Origin of the sequence: Pseudomonas sp. TH04 (assembly GCF_016651355.1) — a bacterium.
In the GTDB taxonomy this organism is placed as follows: Bacteria; Pseudomonadota; Gammaproteobacteria; order Pseudomonadales; family Pseudomonadaceae; genus Aquipseudomonas; species Aquipseudomonas fluorescens.
In genome coordinates this window covers 4,548,080-4,572,500 of record NZ_JAEKEA010000001.1, presented here as the reverse complement: position 1 = coordinate 4,572,500, position 24,421 = coordinate 4,548,080, and the positions used below count along the sequence as shown (strand labels likewise).

The 24,421-nt window shown below is 59.2% G+C and carries 23 protein-coding genes (1 of these 23 only partly in view); 9 read left to right on the top strand and 14 right to left on the bottom strand.

The genetic code is table 11. From position 1 onward, the window contains the following. The 9 genes from msrQ to mrcB all read right to left on the bottom strand — a co-directional run. Nucleotides 1-599: the 5' portion of a protein-methionine-sulfoxide reductase heme-binding subunit MsrQ gene (msrQ, locus tag JFT85_RS20515; protein WP_053258044.1), read on the bottom strand. It extends 22 nt beyond the left edge of the window; the window shows 599 of its 621 coding nt (coding positions 1-599); it begins with the start codon at nt 597-599; the stop codon falls past the left edge of the window. Further along, nucleotides 599-1,612 carry a protein-methionine-sulfoxide reductase catalytic subunit MsrP gene (gene msrP / locus JFT85_RS20510; RefSeq protein WP_053258045.1) on the bottom strand — a complete coding sequence of 338 codons (1,014 nt, stop codon included), beginning with the start codon at nt 1,610-1,612 and terminating at the stop codon, nt 599-601. The genes msrQ and msrP overlap by 1 nt, the downstream gene beginning before the upstream one ends. Before the next feature lie 63 nt (nt 1,613-1,675). Then, entirely contained in the window at nt 1,676-2,533 is an 858-nt protein-coding gene (pssA, locus tag JFT85_RS20505; protein ID WP_053258046.1) for a CDP-diacylglycerol--serine O-phosphatidyltransferase, read from the bottom strand. Nucleotides 2,534-2,679: 146 nt separating this feature from the next. Then, nucleotides 2,680-3,696 (bottom strand): ketol-acid reductoisomerase, encoded by a 1,017-nt coding sequence (gene ilvC / locus JFT85_RS20500; protein WP_003176099.1) that lies wholly within the window; start codon nt 3,694-3,696, stop codon nt 2,680-2,682. Nucleotides 3,697-3,743: 47 nt separating this feature from the next. After that, the gene (gene ilvN / locus JFT85_RS20495) at nt 3,744-4,235 is read right to left on the bottom strand and encodes an acetolactate synthase small subunit (RefSeq protein WP_003176102.1); all 492 of its coding nucleotides are present in this window, start codon (nt 4,233-4,235) and stop codon (nt 3,744-3,746) included. A 2-nt stretch (nt 4,236-4,237) separates the two neighbouring features. Beyond that, the gene (locus JFT85_RS20490) at nt 4,238-5,962 is read right to left on the bottom strand and encodes an acetolactate synthase 3 large subunit (RefSeq protein WP_053258279.1); all 1,725 of its coding nucleotides are present in this window, start codon (nt 5,960-5,962) and stop codon (nt 4,238-4,240) included. A 431-nt stretch (nt 5,963-6,393) separates the two neighbouring features. Next, the gene (locus tag JFT85_RS20485) at nt 6,394-6,723 is read right to left on the bottom strand and encodes a YqcC family protein (protein ID WP_053258047.1); all 330 of its coding nucleotides are present in this window, start codon (nt 6,721-6,723) and stop codon (nt 6,394-6,396) included. After that, nucleotides 6,723-7,457, bottom strand: a complete 735-nt coding sequence (locus tag JFT85_RS20480; protein ID WP_053258048.1) for a tetratricopeptide repeat protein — start codon at nt 7,455-7,457, stop codon at nt 6,723-6,725. Before JFT85_RS20480 ends, JFT85_RS20485 begins: the two co-directional genes overlap by 1 nt. A gap of 16 nt (nt 7,458-7,473) precedes the next feature. After that, a complete protein-coding gene (mrcB, locus tag JFT85_RS20475) occupies nt 7,474-9,798 on the bottom strand; it encodes a penicillin-binding protein 1B (protein ID WP_053258049.1) in 2,325 nt (774 codons plus the stop codon). A 118-nt stretch (nt 9,799-9,916) separates the two neighbouring features. Between mrcB and JFT85_RS20470 the strand changes: the two genes are divergently transcribed. From JFT85_RS20470 to JFT85_RS20460, 3 genes are all read left to right on the top strand, one after another. After that, nucleotides 9,917-11,473, top strand: coding sequence for a bifunctional aminoglycoside phosphotransferase/ATP-binding protein (locus tag JFT85_RS20470; protein WP_073638279.1), 1,557 nt, complete (start codon nt 9,917-9,919; stop codon nt 11,471-11,473). Between the two features lie 93 nt (nt 11,474-11,566). Continuing rightward, nucleotides 11,567-11,911: a pentapeptide repeat-containing protein gene (locus JFT85_RS20465; RefSeq protein WP_053258051.1), complete on the top strand. Its 345-nt coding sequence runs from the start codon at nt 11,567-11,569 to the stop codon at nt 11,909-11,911. Nucleotides 11,912-12,113: 202 nt separating this feature from the next. Continuing rightward, complete coding sequence (locus JFT85_RS20460) at nt 12,114-12,386, top strand: TfoX/Sxy family protein (protein WP_010562703.1); 273 nt, start codon at nt 12,114-12,116, stop codon at nt 12,384-12,386. Nucleotides 12,387-12,628: 242 nt separating this feature from the next. Here JFT85_RS20460 and JFT85_RS20455 read toward each other — a convergent pair whose 3' ends face one another. The 3 genes from JFT85_RS20455 to JFT85_RS20445 are packed head-to-tail and all read right to left on the bottom strand — an operon-like array spanning nt 12,629 to nt 15,308. Then, on the bottom strand, nt 12,629-13,396 hold the full coding sequence (locus tag JFT85_RS20455; RefSeq protein ID WP_053258052.1) for a heme ABC transporter ATP-binding protein: 768 nt from the start codon (nt 13,394-13,396) through the stop codon (nt 12,629-12,631). Next, the gene (locus JFT85_RS20450) at nt 13,396-14,379 is read right to left on the bottom strand and encodes a FecCD family ABC transporter permease (protein ID WP_167422786.1); all 984 of its coding nucleotides are present in this window, start codon (nt 14,377-14,379) and stop codon (nt 13,396-13,398) included. Before JFT85_RS20450 ends, JFT85_RS20455 begins: the two co-directional genes overlap by 1 nt. 50 nt (nt 14,380-14,429) lie before the next feature. Beyond that, a complete protein-coding gene (locus JFT85_RS20445; RefSeq protein WP_201230349.1) occupies nt 14,430-15,308 on the bottom strand; it encodes a heme/hemin ABC transporter substrate-binding protein in 879 nt (292 codons plus the stop codon). 156 nt (nt 15,309-15,464) lie between these two features. Here JFT85_RS20445 and JFT85_RS20440 point away from each other — a divergent pair, with 156 nt between their 5' ends. After that, on the top strand, nt 15,465-15,782 hold the full coding sequence (locus JFT85_RS20440; protein WP_201230347.1) for a Rieske (2Fe-2S) protein: 318 nt from the start codon (nt 15,465-15,467) through the stop codon (nt 15,780-15,782). Here the strand turns inward: JFT85_RS20440 and sfsA are convergent. Together sfsA and JFT85_RS20430 are read right to left on the bottom strand one after the other, a co-directional pair. Next, nucleotides 15,779-16,492, bottom strand: coding sequence for a DNA/RNA nuclease SfsA (gene sfsA / locus JFT85_RS20435; protein WP_201230345.1), 714 nt, complete (start codon nt 16,490-16,492; stop codon nt 15,779-15,781). The genes JFT85_RS20440 and sfsA overlap by 4 nt on opposite strands. Further along, nucleotides 16,492-17,664, bottom strand: coding sequence for a pyridoxal phosphate-dependent aminotransferase (locus tag JFT85_RS20430; protein WP_069552490.1), 1,173 nt, complete (start codon nt 17,662-17,664; stop codon nt 16,492-16,494). The genes sfsA and JFT85_RS20430 overlap by 1 nt, the downstream gene beginning before the upstream one ends. A 319-nt stretch (nt 17,665-17,983) precedes the next feature. On the opposite strand from JFT85_RS20430, the gene dksA reads away from it, so the two are divergent. The 5 genes from dksA (at nt 17,984) to JFT85_RS20405 (ending at nt 24,037) form a co-directional block, all read left to right on the top strand. Next, complete coding sequence (gene dksA / locus JFT85_RS20425) at nt 17,984-18,427, top strand: RNA polymerase-binding protein DksA (protein WP_025857127.1); 444 nt, start codon at nt 17,984-17,986, stop codon at nt 18,425-18,427. An 83-nt stretch (nt 18,428-18,510) separates the two neighbouring features. After that, a complete protein-coding gene (gene gluQRS / locus JFT85_RS20420; RefSeq protein ID WP_053258058.1) occupies nt 18,511-19,398 on the top strand; it encodes a tRNA glutamyl-Q(34) synthetase GluQRS in 888 nt (295 codons plus the stop codon). Nucleotides 19,399-19,460: 62 nt separating this feature from the next. Continuing rightward, nucleotides 19,461-19,637, top strand: coding sequence for a hypothetical protein (locus JFT85_RS20415; protein WP_003176118.1), 177 nt, complete (start codon nt 19,461-19,463; stop codon nt 19,635-19,637). Further along, nucleotides 19,621-22,575, top strand: a complete 2,955-nt coding sequence (locus JFT85_RS20410) for a sensor histidine kinase (protein ID WP_162232033.1) — start codon at nt 19,621-19,623, stop codon at nt 22,573-22,575. The genes JFT85_RS20415 and JFT85_RS20410 overlap by 17 nt, the downstream gene beginning before the upstream one ends. Before the next feature lie 22 nt (nt 22,576-22,597). Beyond that, entirely contained in the window at nt 22,598-24,037 is a 1,440-nt protein-coding gene (locus tag JFT85_RS20405) for a sigma-54-dependent transcriptional regulator (protein ID WP_053258060.1), read from the top strand. Nucleotides 24,038-24,421: the final 384 nt, after the last annotated feature.

Below are 24,421 nucleotides of genomic sequence, written 5' to 3'. Positions count from 1 at the left end.
GGTTTTTTCGCAATAAGGCGGGGAATTCGACGCGTCACTGGTGGAATCCGCAAGACCAACAGCAGCGCACCGATAGATGCATAGATGGCCCACTCCTTCAGGTCGGCCCGCACGATCCAAAGCATATGCAGTAAACCAAGCCCAAGAATCACATACACCAGGCGATGCAGCTTCTTCCAACGGCTGCCGAGCCGACGCTGACTATAGCGATTGGACGTCACCGCCAGCACCAGTAAACAGAGGAAACCCAGCGCGCCCACAATAATGTAAGGCCGCTTGCGCAGCTCTACACCAAATTGCGACCAATCAAGCCCAAGGATGAACACGCAGTAAGCCGCCAGGTGCAGAGCCACATACGCAAAACACCAGAGCCCCAGCTGTCGGCGGACAGCAATCCACCCCGCCCACCCACTGAGCTTCTGCAGTGGCGTCATGCACAGTGTGATCAGCAACAGAACCAGCGTTCCAAGCCCCAACCGATCCATCAGCACTTTCCCAGGATCAGGCCCGAGCACAGAGCTCCACGCTTCATATAACCAGAAAAATGGCCATATCGCCGCCGCTATAAAGACGCCAATGCGCCAGATTGGATAACGCATCAGTAGTTCTTCCGCAAATCGAGACCTGTATAAAGAGAAGCGACCTCATCCGAGTAGCCATTGAACATCTGCGTCTCGCGCACATTTGGACTGAATAAGCCGCTCGGCAGACGACGCTCCCGCGCCTGAGTCCAGCGAGGATGGTCGACTGTAGGATTCACGTTTGCGTAGAACCCATACTCATTGGCCGCAATACTCTGCCACGTGGTTTTAGGCTGCTCGCTCACCAGGCTGATGCGCACAATGGACTTCACACTCTTGAAGCCATACTTCCACGGCACCACCAAACGCAACGGCGCGCCGTTCTGGTTAGGCAACTCACGCCCATACATGCCTACGGCAAGAATCGCCAACGGGTTCATGGCTTCATCCAGACGCAGCCCTTCTACATAAGGCCAGTCGATCAAGCCGAAGCTTGAACGCTGACCCGGCATGCTTTTCGGGTCCTGGAGCGTTTCAAAGCGGATGTACTTGGCCTTGGAGGTCGGCTCAACCTGTTTGAGCAAGGCTGAAATGGGAAAGCCCATCCACGGAATCACCATTGACCAAGCCTCGACACAGCGCAGCCGGTAAATGCGTTCTTCCAACTGATAAGGCTTCATGAAGTCTTCCAGGGCATAACGCCCAGGTTTGGCGACTTCCCCATCAATGACTACGCTCCATGGCTCGGTCTTGAGCGAGCCTGCGTTCTTCGCCGGATCCCCTTTGTCCGTACCGAACTCATAGAAGTTGTTGTAGTGGGTTGCATCCTTGAACGGGGTGATAGCCTCGTCCTTTACCGTGACAGCCTGCCACTTGGTACTCGGCAGCTTCTCGGCAAACCAGCTGGGGGCGTTGCCCGGTTCGACATCGGCATAACGCGCAGCATCGTCCGCACTGGCCCAGCGCGGCAAACTACTGGCCGCGACACCGGCAAGCGCACCGCCGAGCAGACTGCGGCGAGAAAGGTAGAAGGATTCGGGGGTCACATCCGATTCAAGGCAATCGGACGCTTTGGGGATCTTGATTAACATGGCAACTCCGCAGCATTGGAGGACTGATGCACCAATAGACTGCGGAGTATGGGGAACATTACATTAAGACAATGTTTTGTCGCGACGCAGATGCAGCAAATATTGGATCGGCCCGGAAGCAGCGTAGACCAGGAACGCCAGCAGCAGGATACGCGGGGGATCACTGAACACGACGGCAAACACCAGCACAACCACCAGGATAGCCACGAAAGGCACGCGCCCTTTGAGGTCCAACTCCTTAAAGCTGTTGTACTTGATGTTACTGACCATCAGCATGCCGGCCGCCGCAACCATCAAGGCCACCAGAAAAGACATCTTCGACCCCTGGATCCCGTAGTCACTGAACGCCCAGACGATACCCGCCACCACTCCCGCAGCAGCGGGGCTTGCGAGACCAATGAAGTAACGCTTGTCGGCCGTACCCACCTGGGTATTGAAGCGCGCCAGACGCAAAGCAGCGCCCGCGACGTAGATGAAGGCAACCATCCAGCCCACCTTGCCCATATCGCCCAGTGCCCAGGCGAACGCCAGCAGTGCAGGCGCCACACCAAAGGCAACCATGTCCGACAACGAGTCGTACTCGGCACCGAAGGCGCTTTGGGTATTGGTCATACGCGCAACACGGCCATCAAGGCCGTCGAGCACCATGGCCACAAAGATTGCGATGGCAGCAAAACCGAAATACTTGCTGGCGCTCGCCGCATCACCCGCCGCCAACGCGCTTTGAGCGCTCATGGAGTTGATGATGGAATAGAAACCGGCAAACAGGTTCGCCGTGGTGAACAGATTGGGCAGGAGATAGATGCCACGATGCCGGACCTTGCGGCCTTCCGCGTCATGCCCTTCTTCGACATGTTCATCGATCGGTAGCAGGCTATCGGCGTCAGAAGCCTGGCTTGGCTCGTCGGGACGTTCGCTCATGGACTTTACCTTGCAACGGGTGTGAAAAAAATTCGACAAATACTTGCGGCGAGTGTTCGCCCGCAAACGATGCAGCTTTATACCAGAACCAGCCTCCCAAACGAAAAAACGCGGCCTAAGCCGCGTTTTCTCTTGATACGTACGACTTAGTTTTTGGCTTTGTCGACGATCTTGTTGGCACCGATCCACGGCATCATGGAGCGCAGTTGCTCGCCGATGACTTCGATACCGTGAGCGGCGTTGTTACGACGCTTGGCAGTCATCGAAGGGTAGCCGGTTGCGCCTTCGCTGATGAACATTTTGGCGTATTCGCCGTCCTGAATACGTTTCAGGGCGTTGCGCATAGCCTGACGCGACTCGGCGTTGATAACTTCCGGGCCAGTCACGTACTCGCCGTATTCGGCGTTGTTGGAGATCGAGTAGTTCATGTTGGCGATACCGCCTTCGTACATGAGGTCAACGATCAGCTTCAGTTCGTGCAGGCATTCGAAGTAGGCCATTTCCGGCGCATAGCCAGCTTCAACCAGGGTTTCGAAACCGGCTTTAACCAGTTCAACGGTACCACCGCACAGAACAGCTTGCTCGCCGAACAGGTCGGTTTCGGTCTCGTCCTTGAAGGTGGTTTCGATGATACCGGTACGACCGCCACCAACACCCGCTGCGTAGGACAGCGCAACGTTTTTGGCGTTGCCCGAAGCGTCCTGGTAGATCGCGATCAGGTCAGGGATACCGCCGCCTTTGACGAACTCGGAACGCACGGTGTGGCCCGGCGCTTTCGGCGCAATCATGATCACGTCGAGGTCAGCGCGTGGCACAACCTGGTTGTAGTGAATCGCGAAGCCGTGGGAGAAGGCCAGGGTGGCGCCCTTCTTGATGTTCGGCTCGATTTCGTTCTTGTACAGCGCGGACTGGAACTCGTCCGGGGTCAGGATCATGACCAGGTCGGCAGCAGCAACAGCGGAAGCAACGTCAGTTACTTTCAGACCATGGGCTTCGGCCTTGGCAACAGTGGCCGAGCCTTTACGCAGACCAACAGTGACGTCAACGCCGGAATCTTTCAGGTTGCAAGCTTGTGCGTGACCCTGGGAACCGTAGCCGATGATGGCGACTTTCTTGCCCTGGATGATCGACAGGTCACAATCTTTATCGTAATAAACTTTCATGAGGTTCCTCTATATATCCAGGCCGTAAGGCCATTCGCTAATTTGGGTTAGATGCTGAGTACTTTGTCGCCACGGGCAATCCCGGTGACACCACTGCGTACCGTTTCCAGAATCGAGGCCGTCCCGATCGACTGGATGAAGCTGTCCAGCTTGTCGCTTGTACCGGTCAGTTGCACGGTATAAACGCTGGCGCTCACATCGACGATCTGCCCGCGATAAATATCGGTAGTCCGTTTGATCTCGGCACGTTGAGCACCCGTCGCCTTAACCTTTACCAACATCAGCTCACGCTCGATGTGGGCACTTTCCGACAGATCGACCAGCTTGACCACTTCGATCAGTTTGTTGAGGTTCTTGGTGATCTGCTCGATCACCTCATCGTGGCCCACGGTGGTCAACGTCAGGCGCGACAGGGTCGGGTCTTCGGTCGGTGCCACGGTCAGGCTTTCGATGTTGTAGTTGCGTTGCGAAAACAGGCCGACAACACGAGACAGAGCGCCGGGTTCGTTCTCCAGAAGCAGGGAGATAATATGCCGCATGATTAAGTACGCTCCGTCTTGTTCAGCCACATATCGCGCATAGAGCCGTCTTTGATTTGCATCGGGTAGACGTGCTCGCTGGTGTCAACCTGAATATCAAGGAACACCAGACGGTCCTTCATGGCGAACGCCTCTTCCATCATCGGCTTGAGATCCTTCAAATCAGTGATGCGCATGCCGACGTGGCCATAGGCTTCAACCAATTTGACGAAATCTGGCAACGATTCCATGTAGGAATGGGAGTGACGGCTACCGTAGCTCATGTCCTGCCACTGACGAACCATGCCCAGCACGCCGTTGTTCAGGCAGACGATCTTCACCGGAAGGCCGTACTGCAAGCACGTCGACAGTTCCTGGATATTCATCTGGATGCTGCCCTCACCGGTGACGCACGCGACGTCGGTGTCTGGGAAGCTCAGCTTTACGCCCATGGCCGCAGGGAAACCAAAGCCCATCGTGCCCAGACCACCGGAGTTGATCCAGCGGTTAGGCTTGTCGAACTTGTAGTACTGGGCGGCGAACATTTGGTGCTGGCCCACGTCGGAGGTCACAAAGGCGTCGCCCTTGGTCACTTCGCACAGGGTTTCGATCACGGTTTGCGGCTTGATGATGCTGCCGTCGCCCTTGTCGTAAGGGAACAGGCCGCGATCACCGCGCCACTCGTCAATCTGCTTCCACCAGCTGGCAACGGATTCCTTGTTCGGCGTTTCGCCGATGTCCTTGAGCGCGGCAACCATTTCGGTCAACACACTTTCCACTGGACCAACGATCGGTACGTCGGCCTTGATGGTCTTGGAGATGGACGCCGGGTCGATGTCGATGTGGATGATCTTGGCATTCGGGCAGAACTTGCTCGCGCCATTGATCACACGGTCATCAAAACGCGCGCCCACGGCCAGGATCACGTCGGCGTGGTGCATGGCCAGGTTGGCGGTATAGCTACCGTGCATACCGAGCATGCCGACAAACTGACGATCGGTGCCCGGGAAGGCGCCGAGGCCCATCAGGGTGTTGGTTACCGGCAGGTTAAGCAGTTTGGCCAGTTCGGTCAGCGGTGCGGAACCGCCGCCCAGAATGACACCACCGCCCGAGTACAACACAGGGCGTTTGGCTGCCAGGAGCATCTCTGCTGCCTTGCGGATTTGCCCCGAGTGCCCACGAACAGCCGGGCTGTAGGAACGCAGCTTGGCTTTCTTGGGGAAGACGTATTCAAATTTTTCGGCCGGGTTGGTCATGTCTTTCGGGATATCTACCACGACAGGGCCGGGACGACCGGACTGTGCGAGGTAGAAAGCCTTTTTCATGACTTCCGGGATTTCCGAAGCATGCTTGATCATGAAGCTGTGTTTCACGATCGGCCGGGAAATACCGATCATGTCGGTTTCCTGGAAGGCATCGGTACCGACCATGGTGCTTGCGACCTGGCCGGAAATGATCACCATCGGAATGGAGTCCATATAAGCAGTCGCGATGCCGGTAATGGCATTCGTTGCGCCTGGGCCGGACGTAACCAGTACCACGCCGGCTTTACCGGTGGCACGGGCGTAACCGTCAGCCATATGGGTCGCGGCCTGTTCGTGACGAACCAGGATGTGGGTAACAGCCGGTTCCTTGAACAGTGCGTCGTAGACATGCAGCAGAGCACCACCTGGGTACCCGTAGATATAATCGACGCCTTCGTCACGCAAAAAGCGGACGAGCATCTCACCGCCAGATAAAAGCTCCACGTTGTTCACCTCTAAAACGCCAGAATACCGTCCGTTAAAAACCGACGGGTCTTAATAGGTTTACTTCTCAACAGAGCATGAGCGACGGTGGTCGCCGACTACGTCAGCACTGACTGAGCAAGTATTGGGATCGTCCCAAGTGTTGCGGGCTTTTCCCACCCAGCGCGAGGTAACGCGTTGCGGGTGTTACAGGTCGGCGCGGGTATGCGCCTCATGATCTGCTGAGCGGGCCTGCTTCTGGCAGTCCCGATACAGCGGACTTTGGATTCTTCTGTTTCAGCCCCTTCAAGTCAAGCAATAATTGCGCTTTTTTCCAACTAAGCGCATGAGAACGTAGAAGAAAGGGGTTTGAGGAGGGATAAAACTCGCCTGAATGTCGTCAAGCGGTAGAAATGTGCGCAAGACTGCCGGAAATACCGGCAGTCAGGCAATTAACGAGCGTCGACGATCAATTGGTCGAACTTTTTCAGCGCATTTCGCAAACCTAGGCTCTCAACCGGCCGATCGGCATAGACCATCTCGGCCATCTCAAGGATCCCTGAAGCATTGGGCAATGGCAGGTCCTGCTCCAGAATCTGCTTCATGCGCACCAGGAAGATCCATTGCAGCCACTGGTGAAAGTCCAGGGTATCGACCGAGAAAGGCTCGACGCTGCTCAGCGCCTCGGCGCTGGGGGACACTTCGTCCCACCAACCCTGCACACGCAACTCGCGCTCAATCAGCAATAACTGTTCAGCAATCGCTGGAAACCGTGCATCCATCAGAGGCTGACCTTGGCTTTCTGTCGAGCTTGAGCGGCCCCGGCCGCGTCGCCTTGTGCGGCACGCGCATCACCAATCAAGGCCCACAGGTTGGCTTGCAGGTCTGGACGACCATTGGCCATGGTCAGGCCGCGACGGGCGAACTGCTCGGCCTGCGGCGCGTCACCCTGAGCCATGCGCACTTGGGCGAGGCGATACAACACTTGCGGCTCGCGAGGTGCCACACGTTGAGCACGCTCAAGGCTCGACGACGCACCATTCAAGTCGCCGCTGGCTTGCTGCTGCTGGGCGGTCGTCAGCAAAGCCAACACCGGACCATCCAGTTGCTCGTCAGCCGACAGACCGCCAGCGCTCGAACGCGACGGAATGCCGCTCGGCGTGGACGGCATGTTGTAGGTGCCCTGGTTGATCGGCGCCGTCTGGATCGGCGTGGAGTCGACAGGCCCCGATGTGCTTGGCCCTGGGGTCCACGGCTCGGCACTGATCGGCGCCGACGTAGCGGCACCCGCGCCCGGCACCATTACCACCACACCCGAATCCTGCGGCATGGCTTGCGGTGTGGCTTGGGCAGGCCGCTTGACCACGGTCTGACGGAAACCGCCATTGGCCGATATGCGGTCGTTGTTGGAAACGGTCGTGCTCGAATCCACCACCGGAATCGAACCGCGTTGCACGCTGGAGCAACCGCTGAGTACCGCCAGAGCTGTAATAGCTGGAATCAACCACTTGTTCACTTGAAACCCTCTTTGCTTAATTCATCCAGCCCTTGACCCAATCCATCACCGATTCCGCGTCAGCAGGGGCACTGCCACCGCACGCGGCGCCGGGTGGTGGCTCGCTGCCGCGAATATACGGCATCTGTACTGCGCCCGGACAGTTGGCATCGGAACCTTGGCCGGTATGCGGATCAATCCAAGCCTGCACGATGTTATCCGGCTGCGGCATGTTCAGCGGCAGCGGGTCGGCCTTGCGCATGAAACTGGTCCAGACCTGCAGGGCACCGGTCGCACCGGTGAACGGCGTCTTGCCATTGTCGTCACGCCCAAGCCACACCACCGCCAACACATCCTGGCCGAAGCCGGCGAACCAGCTGTCACGCGAATCGTTACTGGTACCGGTCTTGCCCGCCAGCGTCAGGTTCGACGGCAGCACGCTATAGACCGAGCGCCCGGTGCCTTCGCGCATTACGCGCTGCATGGCGTTCTGGATCAGGTAGATGGAGCCCGCATCAAAACGCTGCTGAATCTGGAACGGATAGCGCTTGAGCGGCTCGCCCTCGGCGGTCAGCACGCTGCGAATGCCGCGCATCGGCGTATTGAAACCACCGTTGGCGAGAGTCTGGTACATCGTGGCCACTTCCATTGGGGTCATGGCGCCAGCCCCCAGAAGCATCGATGGGAACGCCGGGAACTCACGGGTAATGCCGAGGCGGCCCAAGGTTTTCAGCACATTCGGCACACCCACCTCAAGCCCGAGGCGCGAGGTGGAGATGTTGTAGGAATGCGCCAGGCCCTGGTACAGGAACACGGTGCCGTGGGAGCGTCGATCGAAGTTCTGCGGCGTCCACACTTGGCCATCAGCACCTTTGACCGAAAGCGGGTCATCCGACAACCAACTGGTCAGGGTGTATTTGCTTGGTTTTTCCAAAGCCGTCAGGTAGACCGCCGGCTTAACCAGCGAGCCAATCGGCCGCACGGCATCCAGTGCGCGGTTGAAACCGGCAAAACTGGCTTGTCGACTGCCGATCATGGCCTGGACTTCGCCGGTTTCCGGGTTGGTCACGACCATCGCCGCCTCGACTTCATCCGAGCCTTTACGGCCGGTCAGGCGCTTGAATGTGTCGTTCACCGATGCTTCGGCTTTCATCTGCAGAATCGGGTCGAAACTGGTGAAAATCCGCAGGCCTTCTTCGGTCAAGTCTTCGTCGCGGTAATCTTCACGCAACTGGCGTTTGACCAGGTCGATAAAGCCTGGGAAGGAGCTGTCCGCCAGCTTGCCGCGAGTGGTTACACCCAGCGGCATTTTCTTTGCGGCAGCGACTTGTTCGGCAGTGGCTACACCCTGCTGTTCCAGCACATCCAGCACCAGGTTACGACGCTCGAGCGCACGTTCCGGATTGCGCCGTGGGTTGTAATAGGACGGGCCCTTGACCATCCCGACCAACAACGCGACTTGATGCAACTTCAGCTCGGACAAAGGCTGGCCAAAGAAGAACTGACTGGCCAAGCCAAACCCGTGCACGGCGCGCTGGCCATCCTGACCGACGAAGACCTCGTTGAGGTACGCCTCAAGGATTTCCTGCTTGCTGTAATGCAGTTCCAGCAGCATTGCCATCATGGCTTCGGTGAGCTTACGCGTCAGGCTGCGCTCGTTGGTCAAGTAGAAGTTCTTGACCAACTGTTGCGTCAGCGTGCTGCCACCCTGTGTCATCTTCCCACCGGAGGTGTTCACCCAGATCGCGCGAGCAATCGACTTCGGTGACACACCCCAATGGCTGTAAAAGTCGCGATCTTCTACCGCAACCAAGGTTTCCAACAGGTAGGGCGGTACCTGATCAAGCTTGATCAGGATGCGATCTTCTAGGTTCTTCGGGTAAATCCCGCCGATCATCAAGGGTTCAAGCCGCACTACAGGCAACTTTGAACCATTAAGCGACGACAGCTCTGCGACGTAATCGCCAGAGAAGCGCACGCGCACCGGCTGGGCTTTTTCCAGGCCTTCATAGAACTGGAAGCCGCGGGTATTCAAATCGACAGTGTTACCACTGACAGCGGCGGCACCCGGGCCGTTGCTCACGGGCTCGCGGCGATACCCCAGGGCATCGAGCTCAGTCAGGAAGTCTTCCTTGCTCAGCTTCTGGCCAGTGAACAATTCCAGCGGGCGTGCATACACCTTGGCCGGGATGGTCCAGCGCTTGCCGGAGAACTTCTCCTGGACCACGGCATCGAGGTAAACCGCGAAGCCGGCGAGCACGACAAGGCCTACCAGGCTTAGCTTGAGCGCCCAGCCCAGCCACGGACGCAGGCCGCGGGAAGGAGGTTTTTTACGGGAACGGGGAGATCGGGTTCGAGTCATGGCGGCGGATTATACGCACTTTATCGATGATCAACATGAGCCGGACAGCGGTTTGCACGACCGGCTGTAACCGCCATAATGCCGACCATGATTTCCCCCAGACTTTGAAGGATCGCCTGTGAGCCAGTCCCTGATTGCTGCACTGCAAAACCCGGCTTTGTATCCGCATCCAGTTGAAGCGTTTCAAGTCATCGAGACCCATATTTCCTGGGTCATACTGACGGGCCCCTTCGCTTATAAACTGAAGAAACCGATGAACTTCGGCTTTCTGAATTTCACTGAGCTGGCCGATCGCGGGCATTTTTGCAATGAAGAGCTGCGACTCAACCAGCGCCTGACCAAAGATTTGTATCTCGAAGTCTTGCCGATCACCGGCACAGCCGAAGCCCCGCAATTGGGCGGCGAAGGCCCGGTAATCGAGTACGCGCTGAAAATGCGCCAGTTCCCGCAAAGCCAACTGCTGAGCACCTTGCAAGCCAACGGCGAACTGACCAGCGCACACATTGATGAGATGGCCAAGCAGATTGCGCATTTCCACCTGACCGCACCGAAAGTGCCGCAAGACCACCCCGCCGGCACCCCGGACGAAGTGATGGCGCCGGTACGCCAGAACTTCGAGCAAATCCGCCCCTTCCTCAGCGACAAGGCCGACCTGGCGCAACTGGAAGCCCTGCAAGCCTGGGCTGAAAGCAGTTTCGAGCGCCTCAAGCCGCTGCTGGCCCAACGCAAACTTGGCGGTTTCACTCGCGAATGCCACGGTGATATCCACCTGGGCAACGCCACGCTGATCGATGGCCAGGTCGTGATTTTTGACTGCATCGAGTTCAATGAGCCCTTTCGCTTCACCGACGTCTACGCCGACACCGGCTTCCTGGCCATGGACCTGGAAGACCGCGGCCTCAAATCCCTGGCACGCCGGTTTATCAGCCAATACCTGGAGTTGACCGGCGACTACCAAGGCCTTGAACTGCTGAACTTCTATAAAGCCTACCGTGCGCTGGTCCGCGCCAAGGTTGCACTGTTCAGCATGCCGAGCGAGGCAAGCCCGGTGCAACGCGCCACCACCCTGCGCCAGTACCGCAACTACGCCAACCTGGCGGAAAGCTACAGCACCATTCCTTCGCGTTTCCTCGCCATTACCCACGGCGTCTCGGCCGTCGGCAAAAGCCACGTTGCCATGCGCCTGGTGGAAGCATTGGGCGCTGTACGCCTGCGCTCGGATGTGGAGCGCAAGCGCCTGTTCGGCGAGCAGAAAGTCGAGAACACGCCGCAAGCCGGTATCTATGCTGCCGATGCCAGCGCAGCGACCTACGCTCGCCTGAACGAAATCGCCGATACCCTGCTGCGCGCCGGGTACCCGGTGGTACTGGATGCCACGTTCCTGAAGCGCGAACAACGTGACGCCGCCGCGAAAATTGCTGAAGCCACCGGCGCGCCATTCCTGATCCTGGATTGCAATGCGCCGCAAGCCGTTATCGCCAGCTGGCTGGCACAACGTCAGGCCGATAAAAACGATCCTTCCGACGCGACCCTGAGCATTATCGAAGAGCAGCAAGCCAGTCGCGACCCGCTGACCGCCGAGGAGCAGCTCCTCAGCAAGCGTGTCGAGACGAATGAAAGCGGGACGCTGGACGCATTAGTCGCGCACATTCGTCAGCACCTGCCCGGCCTGTAAGAAATATTTCTTGGTCGTGTCACCGTTCTTCGGTGCGCGACCGAGAAATAGTGGCACTATAATGGCGCCATAATTCCAACAGGAGTCGCCGCAATGAGTCAGCCCAAGCTTCTTGATACCCCGCTCTACGCACTCCTGCACAAGGACGACATTCGCGGGTTCAACCAGGGACGCCCCAAAGACGGGATTATCGACATGCGCGGTGGCGACTTCCGAGGGTTGGACCTGCGTGACTTGAATGCCACAGGCGTGGACTTTACCGACGCGTATTTCCGCTCTGCCGACCTGCGCGGTCTGGATTTGCGCGACTGTTCACTGGAAGGCGCCAGCTTGGCGCATGCGCAGATCTCCGGCACCTACTTCCCCGCCGAATTGACGGCTGACGAGATCCTGATGTCGGTTAATTTCGGCACTCGCCTGCGTTACCGCACCAAGTAACATCACACTCCTGGCCCGAGGTACGTACCGCGCGTACCGGGCAGCGCCTGCCTGCTTGTCTTCAAAATCGTACGCCATTCTTATAGCGATTCAGCCGTTCCTGACCAAAGAATCACGCTTTTCCTACTGAGCGCTACACTCCCTTTCAGGCCTGCCTGGTCACGATACCCACCGCACCATTCGGCCGTCGCAAGGAGGCTTGATGAACGATGAGCTGCAACACTTGAAAAACCTTGGAAAGACGTCAGCGCAGTGGCTGCACGCGGTGGGCATCCACAGCGCGTCCGACTTGCGCCGGCTGGGAGCGGTCGATGCCTATCGGGCGGTACGGACTCGCGGGTTCCGGGCGTCGAAAGTCCTGCTGTATGCAATTGAGGGGGCATTGATGGATGTTCATTGGAACGATATCCCGGCAGAGCGCAAGGAAGCGCTGAACCGTCAATTAGATGCGATTTCAGCGCGCCAGAAGAATTAGGGCGCTTAGCAAACCCAGTGTTTACGGGCTATAAGCAAGCTGACTTGAGAAAACGGCAGATCGCTGAAAAACAACTGTTGACTCTCAAATGAGAATCGTTATGATTATCACAACTGGTCGCGAGATCAGCCGATAACTGAAAGACCATTGGTTCGGACTCTCAGATTATCTCCTCATCAGGCTAATCACGGTTATTTGACCCGGCTCTTGCCGGGTCTTTTTTTGCCTACGAAAAACTGATTTCAGCGCGCAATAATCAGTGGATGCCCGCGCTCGGGGTGTGGCTGCACCAATACGTCCAGGCCAAATACCGCCTTGAGCGGCTCAGGCCGCATCACCTGTGCCGGCGTGTCCAGCGCATGTGGACGCCCGCCTTCCAGCAACAGAATGCGATCACAGTAACGCGCCGCCAGATTGAGGTCATGGAGGATCACCAACACTGCCGCGCCCCGGTCGGCAAATGTACGAATTGCCTGCAAGGTCGTGTGTTGGTGCAAGGGATCGAGCATCGATGTCGGCTCATCCAGCAGTAACGTCTGCCCCGCTTCCCCCGGCCACAATTGCGCCAAAACCCGCGCCAGGTGTACACGTTGGCGCTCACCGCCCGAAAGGGCCAGGTAACTGCGACCGCTCAAGTGCTCGATATCCGCCGCCTGCAGCGCCGCGGTAATAATTTCTTCATCTCGCACCCGCCCGGTCTGATGGGGCAAGCGGCCCATGCCTACAACCTCTTCGACACGAAAAGCGAAATCCAGGCTGGATGACTGCGGCAACACTGCCAGACGCTGGGCACGCTGTGGCCCGCTCCAGTCCTGCAAGGCTTGCTGATCCAGCCATACATGGCCCTGATCCGGCTGAAGCTCGCCGCACAGCGCACCGAGCAACGTGCTTTTGCCCGCGCCATTCGGGCCCAGCACGCCGAGCACCTCGCCCGGTAACACGTCCAGGGTGACATCCGACAGCACGGTTTTGCGACCACGCCTGACCTGCAACGCTTCGACTCGCAGCATCAGGCGCGCCCTCGCAGCAACAAATACAGAAAAAATGGCGCACCAATAAACGCCGTCACGATGCCGATCGGCAATTCAGCTGGCGCCAGGGCCAAGCGGGCCACCAGATCGGCAAACAGCAACAAGCTCGCCCCGGCCAGCACCGAGGCCGGCAACAGCACCCGATGATCAGGCCCCGCCAACAGCCGCACAAGATGCGGCACTACCAGCCCGACAAACCCGATCATTCCCGCCGCCGCTACCGCCGCGCCCACCCCCAAAGCCGTACAGAACACCAGTTCACGCTTGAGCCGCTCCACGTCAATCCCAAGGTGATTGGCCTCCGACTCCCCCAGTAACAATGCATTCAACGCTTTCGCCCGGCGCGGCAACCACAACGCGACACCGGCACTGACCAGCAACAGCGGCCACAACCGCGCATAGCTTGCGCCATTGAGGCTGCCCAGGTTCCAGAAGGTCAGCGTGCGCAACGTGGCGTCATCCGCCAAATAGGTAAACAACCCCACCGCCGAGCTGGCGAGGGCCGTGAGGGCGATACCGGCGAGCAGCATCGTCGCAACGTTGGTCTGGCCGTTGCGTCGGCCGAGCCGGTAAACCAGTGCGGTGACGCCCAAACCGCCGAGAAATGCGCACAACGACAGTAGATACGGGCCAAACGCATCCGGCAGACCGCCAAAAAACGAGCCGCCGACGATCGCAATCGCCGCGCCCAACGCCGCACCACTGGAAACACCGACCAACCCCGGATCGGCCAGCGGGTTGCGAAACAACCCCTGCATTGCCACGCCCGACAATGCCAGGACACCGCCCACGGCCAGCCCCAATAAGGTACGCGGCAAACGGATCTGCCCTAAAATCAGCTCTGCCTGCTCCAGGCCGTGAGCTTCAATCGGCGCCCCCAGCATGCGCAACGCAGCCTTCAGCGTATCCAGCAAAGGCAGGCTGACAGGCCCCAACGCCAATGAAAGCCAGGTTGCCAACAGACATAACAGCGCCAGCCCAATAAAGAGCGTTTTCGGTTTAACCAACGTCGTCATGGGGCAGGTTTAGCCTGGGACGGATAAAACCCGGCAGACAGCGTCACCAGGCTTTGCGGCAAGCGTGGCCCGAGCCCTCCCACCAGCAGGGTTGGGTCCAACTCAAACACCCGACTATTCTTGGCCGCCGGCGTGGAAGCCAAAATCGGGTTTTCCTTGAACAAGGCGGCCCGTGCGGCGTCACCGGTCAGCGCACGGTCAGCAAACACCAACACATCGGGGCTCAACCCCGCCAACGACTCCACCGAAAAGGGTTTGTAACCCGTATGGGTCGCCAGGTTTTTGCCGCCTGCCAGCTGCAACATCCAGTCGGCAGCCGTGTCTTTACCGGCGATCAGCGGTTTGCCACCCGCGTGACCGAGCAACAACAGCACGCCCGGTGCCTTTTGGGTGGATTGGGCCTTGGCAACCCAGGCTTTTTGCTGCTCAAGCGCCTGCTCATAGCCGGTAAACAATTCGTTGGCTCTGGCCTCACTGCCCAGCAACTTGCCCAAATGCTGAAGGTTCCCCTGCAACGTCGGTAAATCGGGCTGCGCCGAGAACATCTCGACCTGCACACCCGCTCCCCGAATCTGCGCCAGCACCGGCGGCGGGCCCATCTCTTCAGTGCCGACCAGAACCTGCGGGCGCAGGCTTAAAATACCTTCAGCCGACAACTGCCGTTGGTAGCCAATACTGGGCAACTTCGTGAGCGAATCAGGATGCTGACTGGTGGTATCGACGCCTACCAACTTCGACTCACCGCCCAGGGCCGTCACCCATTCCGATAGCGCCCCACCGGCACTGACCCAGCGTTGTGGCAGTTCAGAGGCTTGCGCCCCGGGATTGACCAGCAGTGAGGCAACGAGCGCAATAGCGCTGGTACTCAGGCGCATATCAGGGTTTCCTTCCAAGGGCAGGGCCACTCAAGCACTCACCGATGTGACAGATTAGACCCGTCTGGCATCGTACTGAGCGCCCAACCAGCTAACGGGCGAAGCCGGCATTTGATAATTGTTTGCATTTGCACGTCAAGGCACTTAAGGATTGAAATGAAGTTTCTCTGCTCCTCCGACACGCTCGCTCCCAACGCCAGCCTCGGTTTCGATATCGACGGTTGCAAGCTATTGGCCGTGCGCCGGGACGGCGTTGCCTACTTCTATCTCAACCGTTGCCCCCATCGCGGCATCCCGCTGGAATGGCAACCTGATCACTTCCTCGACGCCAGTGCCAGCCTGATTCAGTGCGCAACCCATGGCGCGCTGTTCCTGATCGAAAACGGCGAATGCATTGCCGGGCCGTGTGCAGGCCAAAGCCTCAAAGCCTTGCATGGCCGCGAAGACGCGCAAGGCCTGTGGGTTGAACTCTAGTCGCCGATCAGCACTTCCAAACGGCGGTCGACGTAAATTTCCTCAGGCGTGACCTGCACACCATAAGCCAGCACCTCCACGCCGGCCGCCTTGGCCTCACGCAACGCAGCAGCGTAACCAGCATCAATTTCCACGGCCGGGCGCACGGCCTCGATACCCGACAGGTTGACGCAATACAGCTGCACCGCCCGCACGCCGTCGCGGGCCAGGTGCGCCAACTCACGCAAGTGCTTGGCGCCTCGCTGTGTCACCGCATCGGGGAAGGCCGCCACTGCCGAGCCATCGAAACCCAGGGTTACACTTTTAACTTCCACGTACGCCGCGCCCTGCGGGTATTCCAGGCGAAAGTCGATGCGGCTTTTTTCCTGGCCGTAAGGCACTTCACGTTTCAGCGCGGTAAAGCCATTGAGCTCAGTAATAACCCCGGCGCGCAGTGCCTCCTCAACCAACTGATTCGCGCGTGCCGTATTGACGCACGCCAGTCGGCCCTGCGGCGTTTCGGCAATTTCCCAGGTGCCCGGCAACTTGCGCTTGGGGTCGTCGGAACGACTGAACCAGACCTGGCCACCCTCCACCATGCAATTGAGCATCGAACCGGTGTTCGGGCAGTGAATAGTCAACAACTCGCTGGTAACCGTTTCGATATCCGTGAGAAAGCGCTTGTAGCGGCGAATCAGCCGCCCTTCTTCGAGGGGAGGATGAAAGCGCATCAGCCTTGCCAACTCCGCAGGCCACGCGCAATCCGGTCCACCGCTTCTTGTAGGCGATCAAGGTTTTGCGTGTAGGCGAAACGCACATGGTGACCGGCTTTATAGCGACCGAAGTCCAGCCCTGGGGTAAAAGCCACATGTTCGGTTTCGAGGAAATGACGGCAGAACGCGAAGGCATCGCCGCCAAACGCGCTGATATCGGCATACAAGTAGAACGCACCTTCCGGTTCCACGGCGATGCCGAACCCCAGCTCGCGCAAGGCGGGTAACAGGAAGTCACGCCGGCGACCGAACTCGGCGCGGCGCTCTTCCAGAATGCTCAGGGTCTGCGGGGCAAAACAGGCCAACGCTGCGTACTGGGCCATGCTCGGTGCACTGATGTAGAGGTTTTGTGCGAGCTTCTCCAATTCGCTCACCGCATCCGGCGGCGCCACCAGCCAGCCCAGGCGCCAGCCGGTCATGCCGAAATACTTCGAAAAACTATTCAAGACGAAGGCCTCGTCATCGACTTCCAGCACGCTGGCAGCATCAATGCCGTAGGTAAGGCCGTGATAAATCTCATCCACCACCAAGTGGCCGTTACGCGCCTTGATGGCACTCGACAACCCGGCCAACTCATCACGGGTGAGGACGGTGCCGGTGGGGTTTGCAGGGGAGGCGACCAATGCACCAACGCTGTCCTGGTCCCAATGCCTGGCAACCAGATCGGCGGTCAATTGGTAGCGCACTTCGGGGCCTACCGGCACCAGTTGCGCCGCGCCTTCCACCAGCCGCAAAAAGTGCCGGTTGCACGGGTAACCCGGGTCCGCCAGCAGCCAGTGCTTGCCTGGGTCCACCAGCAGGCTGCTTGCCAGCAATAGGGCGCCGGAGCCGCCGGGGGTAATCAGAATGCGCTCAGGATCGACGCTCAGCCCGTAGCGCTGCTGGTAAAAACCGCTGATGGCCTCGCGCAACTCCGGCACCCCACGTGCCGCGGTGTAGCGCGTCTTGCCGCTGGCCAGTGCGGCCTGGCCGGCCTGGATGATCGGTTCGGCCGTGGTGAAATCCGGCTCGCCGATTTCCAGGTGGATGACATCATGACCGGCTGCCTGCAGCTCGTTGGCTCGCGCCAGCAACGCCATGACATGAAAAGGTTCGATGGCGCGACTGCGCGCACTGTAGGGCTGAGCCATTAGCCTTCCTTAGACGGTGAGGACAAAGTTCGGATTCTACCGAACCCGCGACGTAAAACATGCTCTATTGCCTGCTCGGCCACTTGTGCGGCCGGGCAGGCGCGCGCAAAACGACTAAAATCAACATTCGAGGCCATGCATACCCCGCCATGGCGGGCTGTAGCAGTTTGCAACCCCGTGGCGATGGGCCTCGACAACCGGGAGTGGCGCACCCTGAATCTATCTGGTAAGTTCGCCCGCTTGCAGCCGCAGGGCCGGCAGGTGTCGGTGACGTTGCAATCCTGCGCAATGGATTAGAAGAGTGAGAGGCGGTCTATTCATGTCCACCCAAGCAAAGCAACAGCAGACTCAAGGCCTCAATGGCTTCGAACCTTACGTCGAAAAGAAAGGTGAGGAGTACATGGGCGAGCCCATGCGCGAGCACTTCACCAAAATCCTCAACAAGTGGAAACAGGACTTGATGCAGGAGGTTGACCGCACCGTTGACCATATGAAGGACGAAGCAGCCAACTTTCCGGACCCGGCCGACCGTGCCAGCCAGGAAGAAGAGTTCGCCCTCGAACTGCGCGCCCGTGATCGCGAGCGCAAGCTGATCAAGAAGATCGACAAGACGCTGCAACTGATCAAGGACGAAGAATACGGCTGGTGTGAATCCTGCGGCGTCGAGATTGGTATTCGTCGCCTGGAAGCCCGCCCGACTGCGGACCTGTGCGTAGACTGCAAGACCTTGGCTGAAATCAAGGAAAAACAGGTCGGCAAGTAACTCTGCCGGGCTGAACGAATGGGGCGTGCGAACGCCCCATTTTTGTTTCTGGAATTTACCGTTTTTCCAGTAGTATCCGGCCCATGACAGCCTCTACCTATATCGGGCGTTTCGCCCCCACGCCCAGCGGCCATTTGCATTTTGGCTCACTGGTTGCCGCCCTCGCCTCCTACCTCGATGCCCGCGCCAATCAAGGCCGCTGGCTGATGCGCATGGAAGACCTTGACCCACCCCGTGAGGAGCCCGGCGCCCAGGCCGCGATTCTCCATGCCCTGGAAAGCTATGGCTTCGAGTGGGATGGTGAACTGGTCCGACAAAGCGAGCGGCATGAGGCCTATGCCAAAGTACTGAACGATATGTTCAACCACGGCCTGGCGTACGCCTGCACCTGCTCGCGCAAACAGCTGGAGCCCTACCACGGGATCTACCCGGGGCTGTGCCGAAATGCGGGGCATGATCAGCAAGACGCGGCTATTCGCTTGCGTGTGCCTGAGCTGGAGTACCACTTTACCGACCGCGTACAGGGCGAATTCCGACAGCACTTGGGGCGCGATGTCGGCGATTTCGTCATCCGTCGCCGCGACGGCCTGTATGCCTATCAATTGGCCGTGGTACTCGACGACGCCTGGCAAGGTGTTACCGATATTGTCCGCGGCGCCGACCTGCTGGACTCCACACCGCGCCAGCTTTACCTGCAAGAACTCTTGGGGCTGCGCCAACCGCGCTACCTGCACGTGCCGCTGATCATCCAGCCGGACGGTCACAAGTTGGGCAAATCCTACCGTTCCCCGCCGTTGACACCCGACCAGGCTACGCCTCTGCTAGTGAGAGCCCTGCGCGCGCTCGGCCAACAACCCGGCAGCGAGCTGCTTCACGCCAGCCCACGGGAGCTGCTGGATTGGGGCATTGCGCAGTGGGATGCCGACCGGATCCCGCGCACACTCACACTGGCCGAAGCGCAATTGAGCTGAAGGCGCTTGCAGCTTCCCAGCCATCCGTTACCATCGCCGCAGTTTTTTACTCAGAGGCCAACATGTACATCTATCGATTGGTCCTGCTGCTGGTCGTCGGGATCTACCTGTTTTCCCCCGCCATCATGGATTGGTGGATCGACGCCACGGGCGCCTGGTACCGCCCCTATCTCCTGTGGCTGATCCTGATCGTCGTGACCTTCATCCTGCAGAGCCAAAAAGATGCCGATGAGCTTTAGCCTCACCCAGATGCTGCTGATCAGCGCCGCCTACCTGGCTGCGTTGTTCGGCGTCGCCTGGATCAGTGAGCGCGGAATGATTCCGCGGGCGATCATTCGCCATCCGTTGACGTACACCTTGTCCCTGGGCGTATACGCCAGCGCCTGGGCGTTTTATGGCACGGTGGGCCTGGCCTATCAGTACGGCTACGGCTTCCTTTCCAGCTACCTGGGGGTGTCCGGCGCATTCCTGCTGGCGCCGGTGCTGCTGTACCCGATCCTGAAAATCACCCGTACTTATCAGCTGTCGTCCCTTGCGGACCTGTTTGCCTTCCGCTTTCGCAGCACCTGGGCTGGCGCACTGACCACGATCTTCATGCTGATCGGCGTGCTGCCGCTACTGGCCCTGCAGATCCAGGCCGTGGCGGACTCCATCAGCATCCTCACCCGCGAGCCGGTGCAGCATCGCGTCGCCCTGGCCTTCTGTGCGCTGATTACGCTGTTCACGATTTTCTTTGGCTCACGCCATATCGCCACCCGCGAGAAACACGAAGGCCTGGTGTTTGCGATTGCGTTTGAGTCGGTCATCAAGCTGATCGCCATCGGCGGGGTCGGCCTCTATGCGCTGTATGGCGTATTCGACGGCCCGCAACAGCTGGAACTGTGGTTGCTGCAAAACCAGACCGCCCTCGCCGCCCTGCACACCCCGCTGCAGGAAGGCCCGTGGCGCACGCTGTTGCTGGTGTTCTTCGCCTCGGCAATCGTGATGCCGCACATGTACCACATGACGTTCACCGAGAACCTCAACCCGCGCTCACTGGTCAGCGCCAGCTGGGGCCTGCCGTTGTTCCTGCTGCTGATGAGCCTGGCGGTGCCACTGATTCTCTGGGCTGGCCTCAAGCTGGGCGCGACCACCAACCCTGAATACTTCACCCTCGGCGTCGGTATTGCCGCCAACAGCAAATCCCTGGCATTGCTGGCTTACGTCGGCGGTTTATCGGCGGCCAGCGGCTTGATCATCGTCACCACCCTCGCGCTTTCGGGCATGGCGCTCAATCACCTGGTGTTACCGCTTTACCAGCCGCCGGCTGAAGGCAATATCTACCGCTGGCTGAAGTGGACGCGGCGCGCGCTGATCGTCGCGATCATCATGGCCGGCTATGGTTTCTACCTGTTGCTGGGGGCCGGACAAGACCTGGCCAACCTCGGCATCGTCGCATTTGTCGCCACCTTGCAGTTCCTGCCCGGTGTGTTGTCGGTGCTCTACTGGCCGACCGCTAATCGCCGTGGCTTCATCGCCGGGCTGCTGGCCGGGATCCTGGTGTGGATTGTCACCATGCTGCTGCCGCTGGTCGGCAATCTGCAGGGTTTCTACATTCCGCTGTTGAACATGATCTACGTGCTGGACGACACCAGTTGGCACATGGCGGCCATTGCCTCCCTGGCAGCCAACGTGCTGATGTTCACCCTGATCTCGCTGTTCACTAACGCCAGCCCGGAAGAAACCAGCGCTGCCGAAGCCTGCGCGGTGGACAACGTGCGGCGCCCGCAGCGGCGCGAACTGCATGCCGCCTCACCCCAGGAGTTCGCCACCCAACTGGCCAAGCCGCTGGGCGCCAAGGCCGCACAGAAAGAAGTCGAACAGGCGCTGCGCGATCTGTACCTGCCGTTCGACGAGCGTCGCCCGTATGCACTGCGCCGGCTGCGTGACCGTATCGAAGCCAACCTGTCCGGCCTGATGGGGCCGAGCGTGTCTCAGGACATGGTCGAAACGTTCTTGCCCTACAAGGCCGGCGGCGAAAACTACGTCACCGAAGACATCCATTTCATCGAGAGCCGGCTGGAGGATTACCACTCACGCCTCACCGGTCTCGCCGCCGAACTTGATGCCCTGCGCCGCTATCACCGTCAAACCCTTCAGGAACTGCCGATGGGCGTGTGCTCCCTGGCCAAGGATCAAGAGATCCTGATGTGGAACAAAGCCATGGAAGAGCTGACCGGCATCGCCGCTCAGCGCGTGGTGGGTTCGCGCCTGAATACGCTGGCCGACCCGTGGAAAGAATTGCTGCAAGGTTTTATCAACCTGCCCGACGAGCACTTGCACAAGCAGCATCTGGCGCTCGACGGCCAGACCCGCTGGCTCAACCTGCACAAAGCCGCCATTGATGAACCACTGGCCCCCGGCAACAGTGGCCTGGTGCTGCTGGTGGAAGACCTGACCGAAACCCAGATGCTGGAAGACAAACTGGTGCATTCCGAACGCCTGGCAAGCATTGGCCGCCTGGCAGCGGGTGTCGCCCACGAGATTGGCAATCCGATTACCGGTATTGCCTGCCTGGCGCAAAACCTGCGGGAAGAGCGCGAAGAGGACGGTGAAATCACCGAAATCAGCGGGCAGATCCTTGAGCAGACCAAGCGCGTTTCGCGCATCGTGCAATCGCTGATGAGCTTTGCTCACGCGGGCGCTCATCAGAATCTGGACGAAGCGGTGTGCCTGGCCGAAGTGGCGCAGGATGCCATTGGGCTGCTGGCGTTGAACCGGCGCAATTTCGAAGTACAGTTCTTCAACCTGTGCGACCCGGACCATTGGGTCGACGGCGACTCCCAACGCTTGGCGCAGGTGCTGATCAACCTGCTTTCCAACGCCCGTGACGCCTCCCCGCCGCACAGCGCGGTACGCGTCAAGAGCGAAGCGTTCGAGCACACGGTCGATCTGATCGTGGAGGATGAAGGCAGCGGTATTCCACAGAACATCATGGACCGATTGTTCGAACCTTTCTTCACCACCAAGGACCCAGGTGAAGGTACCGGTCTGGGCCTTGCACTGGTCTATTCCATCGTTGAAGAGCATTATGGACAAATCACCATCGACAGCCCGGCTGACACAGAAAGCCAACGCGGCACCCGTATTCGGGTGACCTTGCCGCGTCATGTCGAAGCGACGTCCGCTGTGAACTGAGACCGTCGAGAGAATTGAATCAATGCCGCACATTTTGATCGTCGAAGACGAAACAATTATCCGCTCTGCCTTGCGTCGCCTGCTTGAACGTAATCAGTACCAGGTCAGCGAAGCCGGCTCGGTGCAGGAAGCCCAAGAGCGATTCAGCATTCCCACGTTCGACCTGATTGTCAGCGACCTGCGTCTGCCGGGCGCGCCGGGGACCGAGCTGATCAAGCTTGGCCAGGGCACGCCCGTGCTGATCATGACCAGCTACGCCAGCCTGCGTTCGGCAGTGGACTCGATGAAGATGGGTGCGGTGGACTACATCGCCAAGCCGTTCGACCACGACGAAATGCTCCAGGCCGTGGCCCGCATCCTGCGCGACCGCCAGTCGGCCAGCAGTGCACCGGCCGAACAGCGCCCCGCCGGCAAAGGCGCCAACGGCGCGGACAAGCCAGGCGTCGACAACAGCAACGGCGAAATCGGCATCATCGGTTCCTGCCCTCCGATGCAGGATCTGTACAGCAAGATCCGCAAGGTCGCGCCAACCGACTCCAATGTATTGATTCAGGGCGAATCGGGCACCGGTAAAGAACTGGTCGCCCGCGCCCTGCACAACCTGTCCAAGCGCGCCAAGGCGCCGATGATCTCGGTGAACTGCGCGGCGATCCCTGAATCCCTGATCGAGTCCGAACTGTTCGGCCACGAGAAAGGCGCGTTTACCGGCGCCAGCGCCGGGCGCGCAGGTTTGGTGGAAGCGGCGGACGGCGGCACCTTGTTCCTGGACGAAATCGGCGAACTGCCTTTGGAAGCACAGGCACGTTTGCTGCGCGTGCTACAGGAAGGCGAAATTCGCCGCGTAGGTTCGGTGCAATCGCAGAAGGTCGATGTTCGCCTGATCGCTGCGACCCACCGGGACCTGAAGAGCCTGGCCAAGATCGGCCAGTTCCGTGAAGACTTGTATTACCGCCTGCACGTGATCGCACTTAAGCTGCCGGCCCTGCGCGAGCGTGGCGCCGACGTCAACGAGATCGCCAGCGCCTTCCTGCTGCGCCAGAGCGCGCGCATCAACCGTACCGACCTCAAGTTTGCCCCGGACGCCGAGCAGGCGATTCGGCACTACTCGTGGCCAGGTAACGTGCGCGAGCTGGAGAATGCGGTCGAGCGCGCAGTGATTCTGTCGGAGAGCCCGGAGATTTCCGCCGAGCTGCTGGGCATCGATATCGAGCTCAGTGACCTGGAGGACGACGATTTCATCGGCCTGGCCCCGCAACAGGGCGGCGCCAGCAATACCAGCCATGAGCCGACTGAAGATTTGTCACTGGAAGACTACTTCCAGCACTTCGTCCTTGAGCATCAGGACCACATGACCGAGACCGAACTGGCGCGCAAGCTGGGCGTAAGCCGCAAGTGCCTGTGGGAACGGCGCCAGCGCCTGGGCATTCCACGGCGCAAGACCGGGGTTGCCAGCGAAAGTTGAGGGTGCGCCCTCACAGGTAACACCCTCAGATGTGAAAAAACTGTTACCGCTGAATTTTCACGTAACAAAAGCCGGGGCTTACGGTAACGAAGCCCCGGCTTTTTTTCGCCCTTCAAAAAGCCAAAACCACCTCAACCCCCCGGTTTTGCTGGGCGGCACAAAAGTTGGCACGCACCCTGCTATATGCTTAGTACAAAAACAATAACAAGCTTTGTACAAGACAATAAAAATAAGACGAATCGACTCACGCATAACAAAAACAACACGGCGGAGGCGCAGCTAACTGATTCTTTTGGAGAGGCGTTGCATTTGGGGCTTGCCCCGCAACCAGGCCGAGAACAACAAAAACTGCCCTAAGGCAGAGCCTGAACTGGTTGGATCATA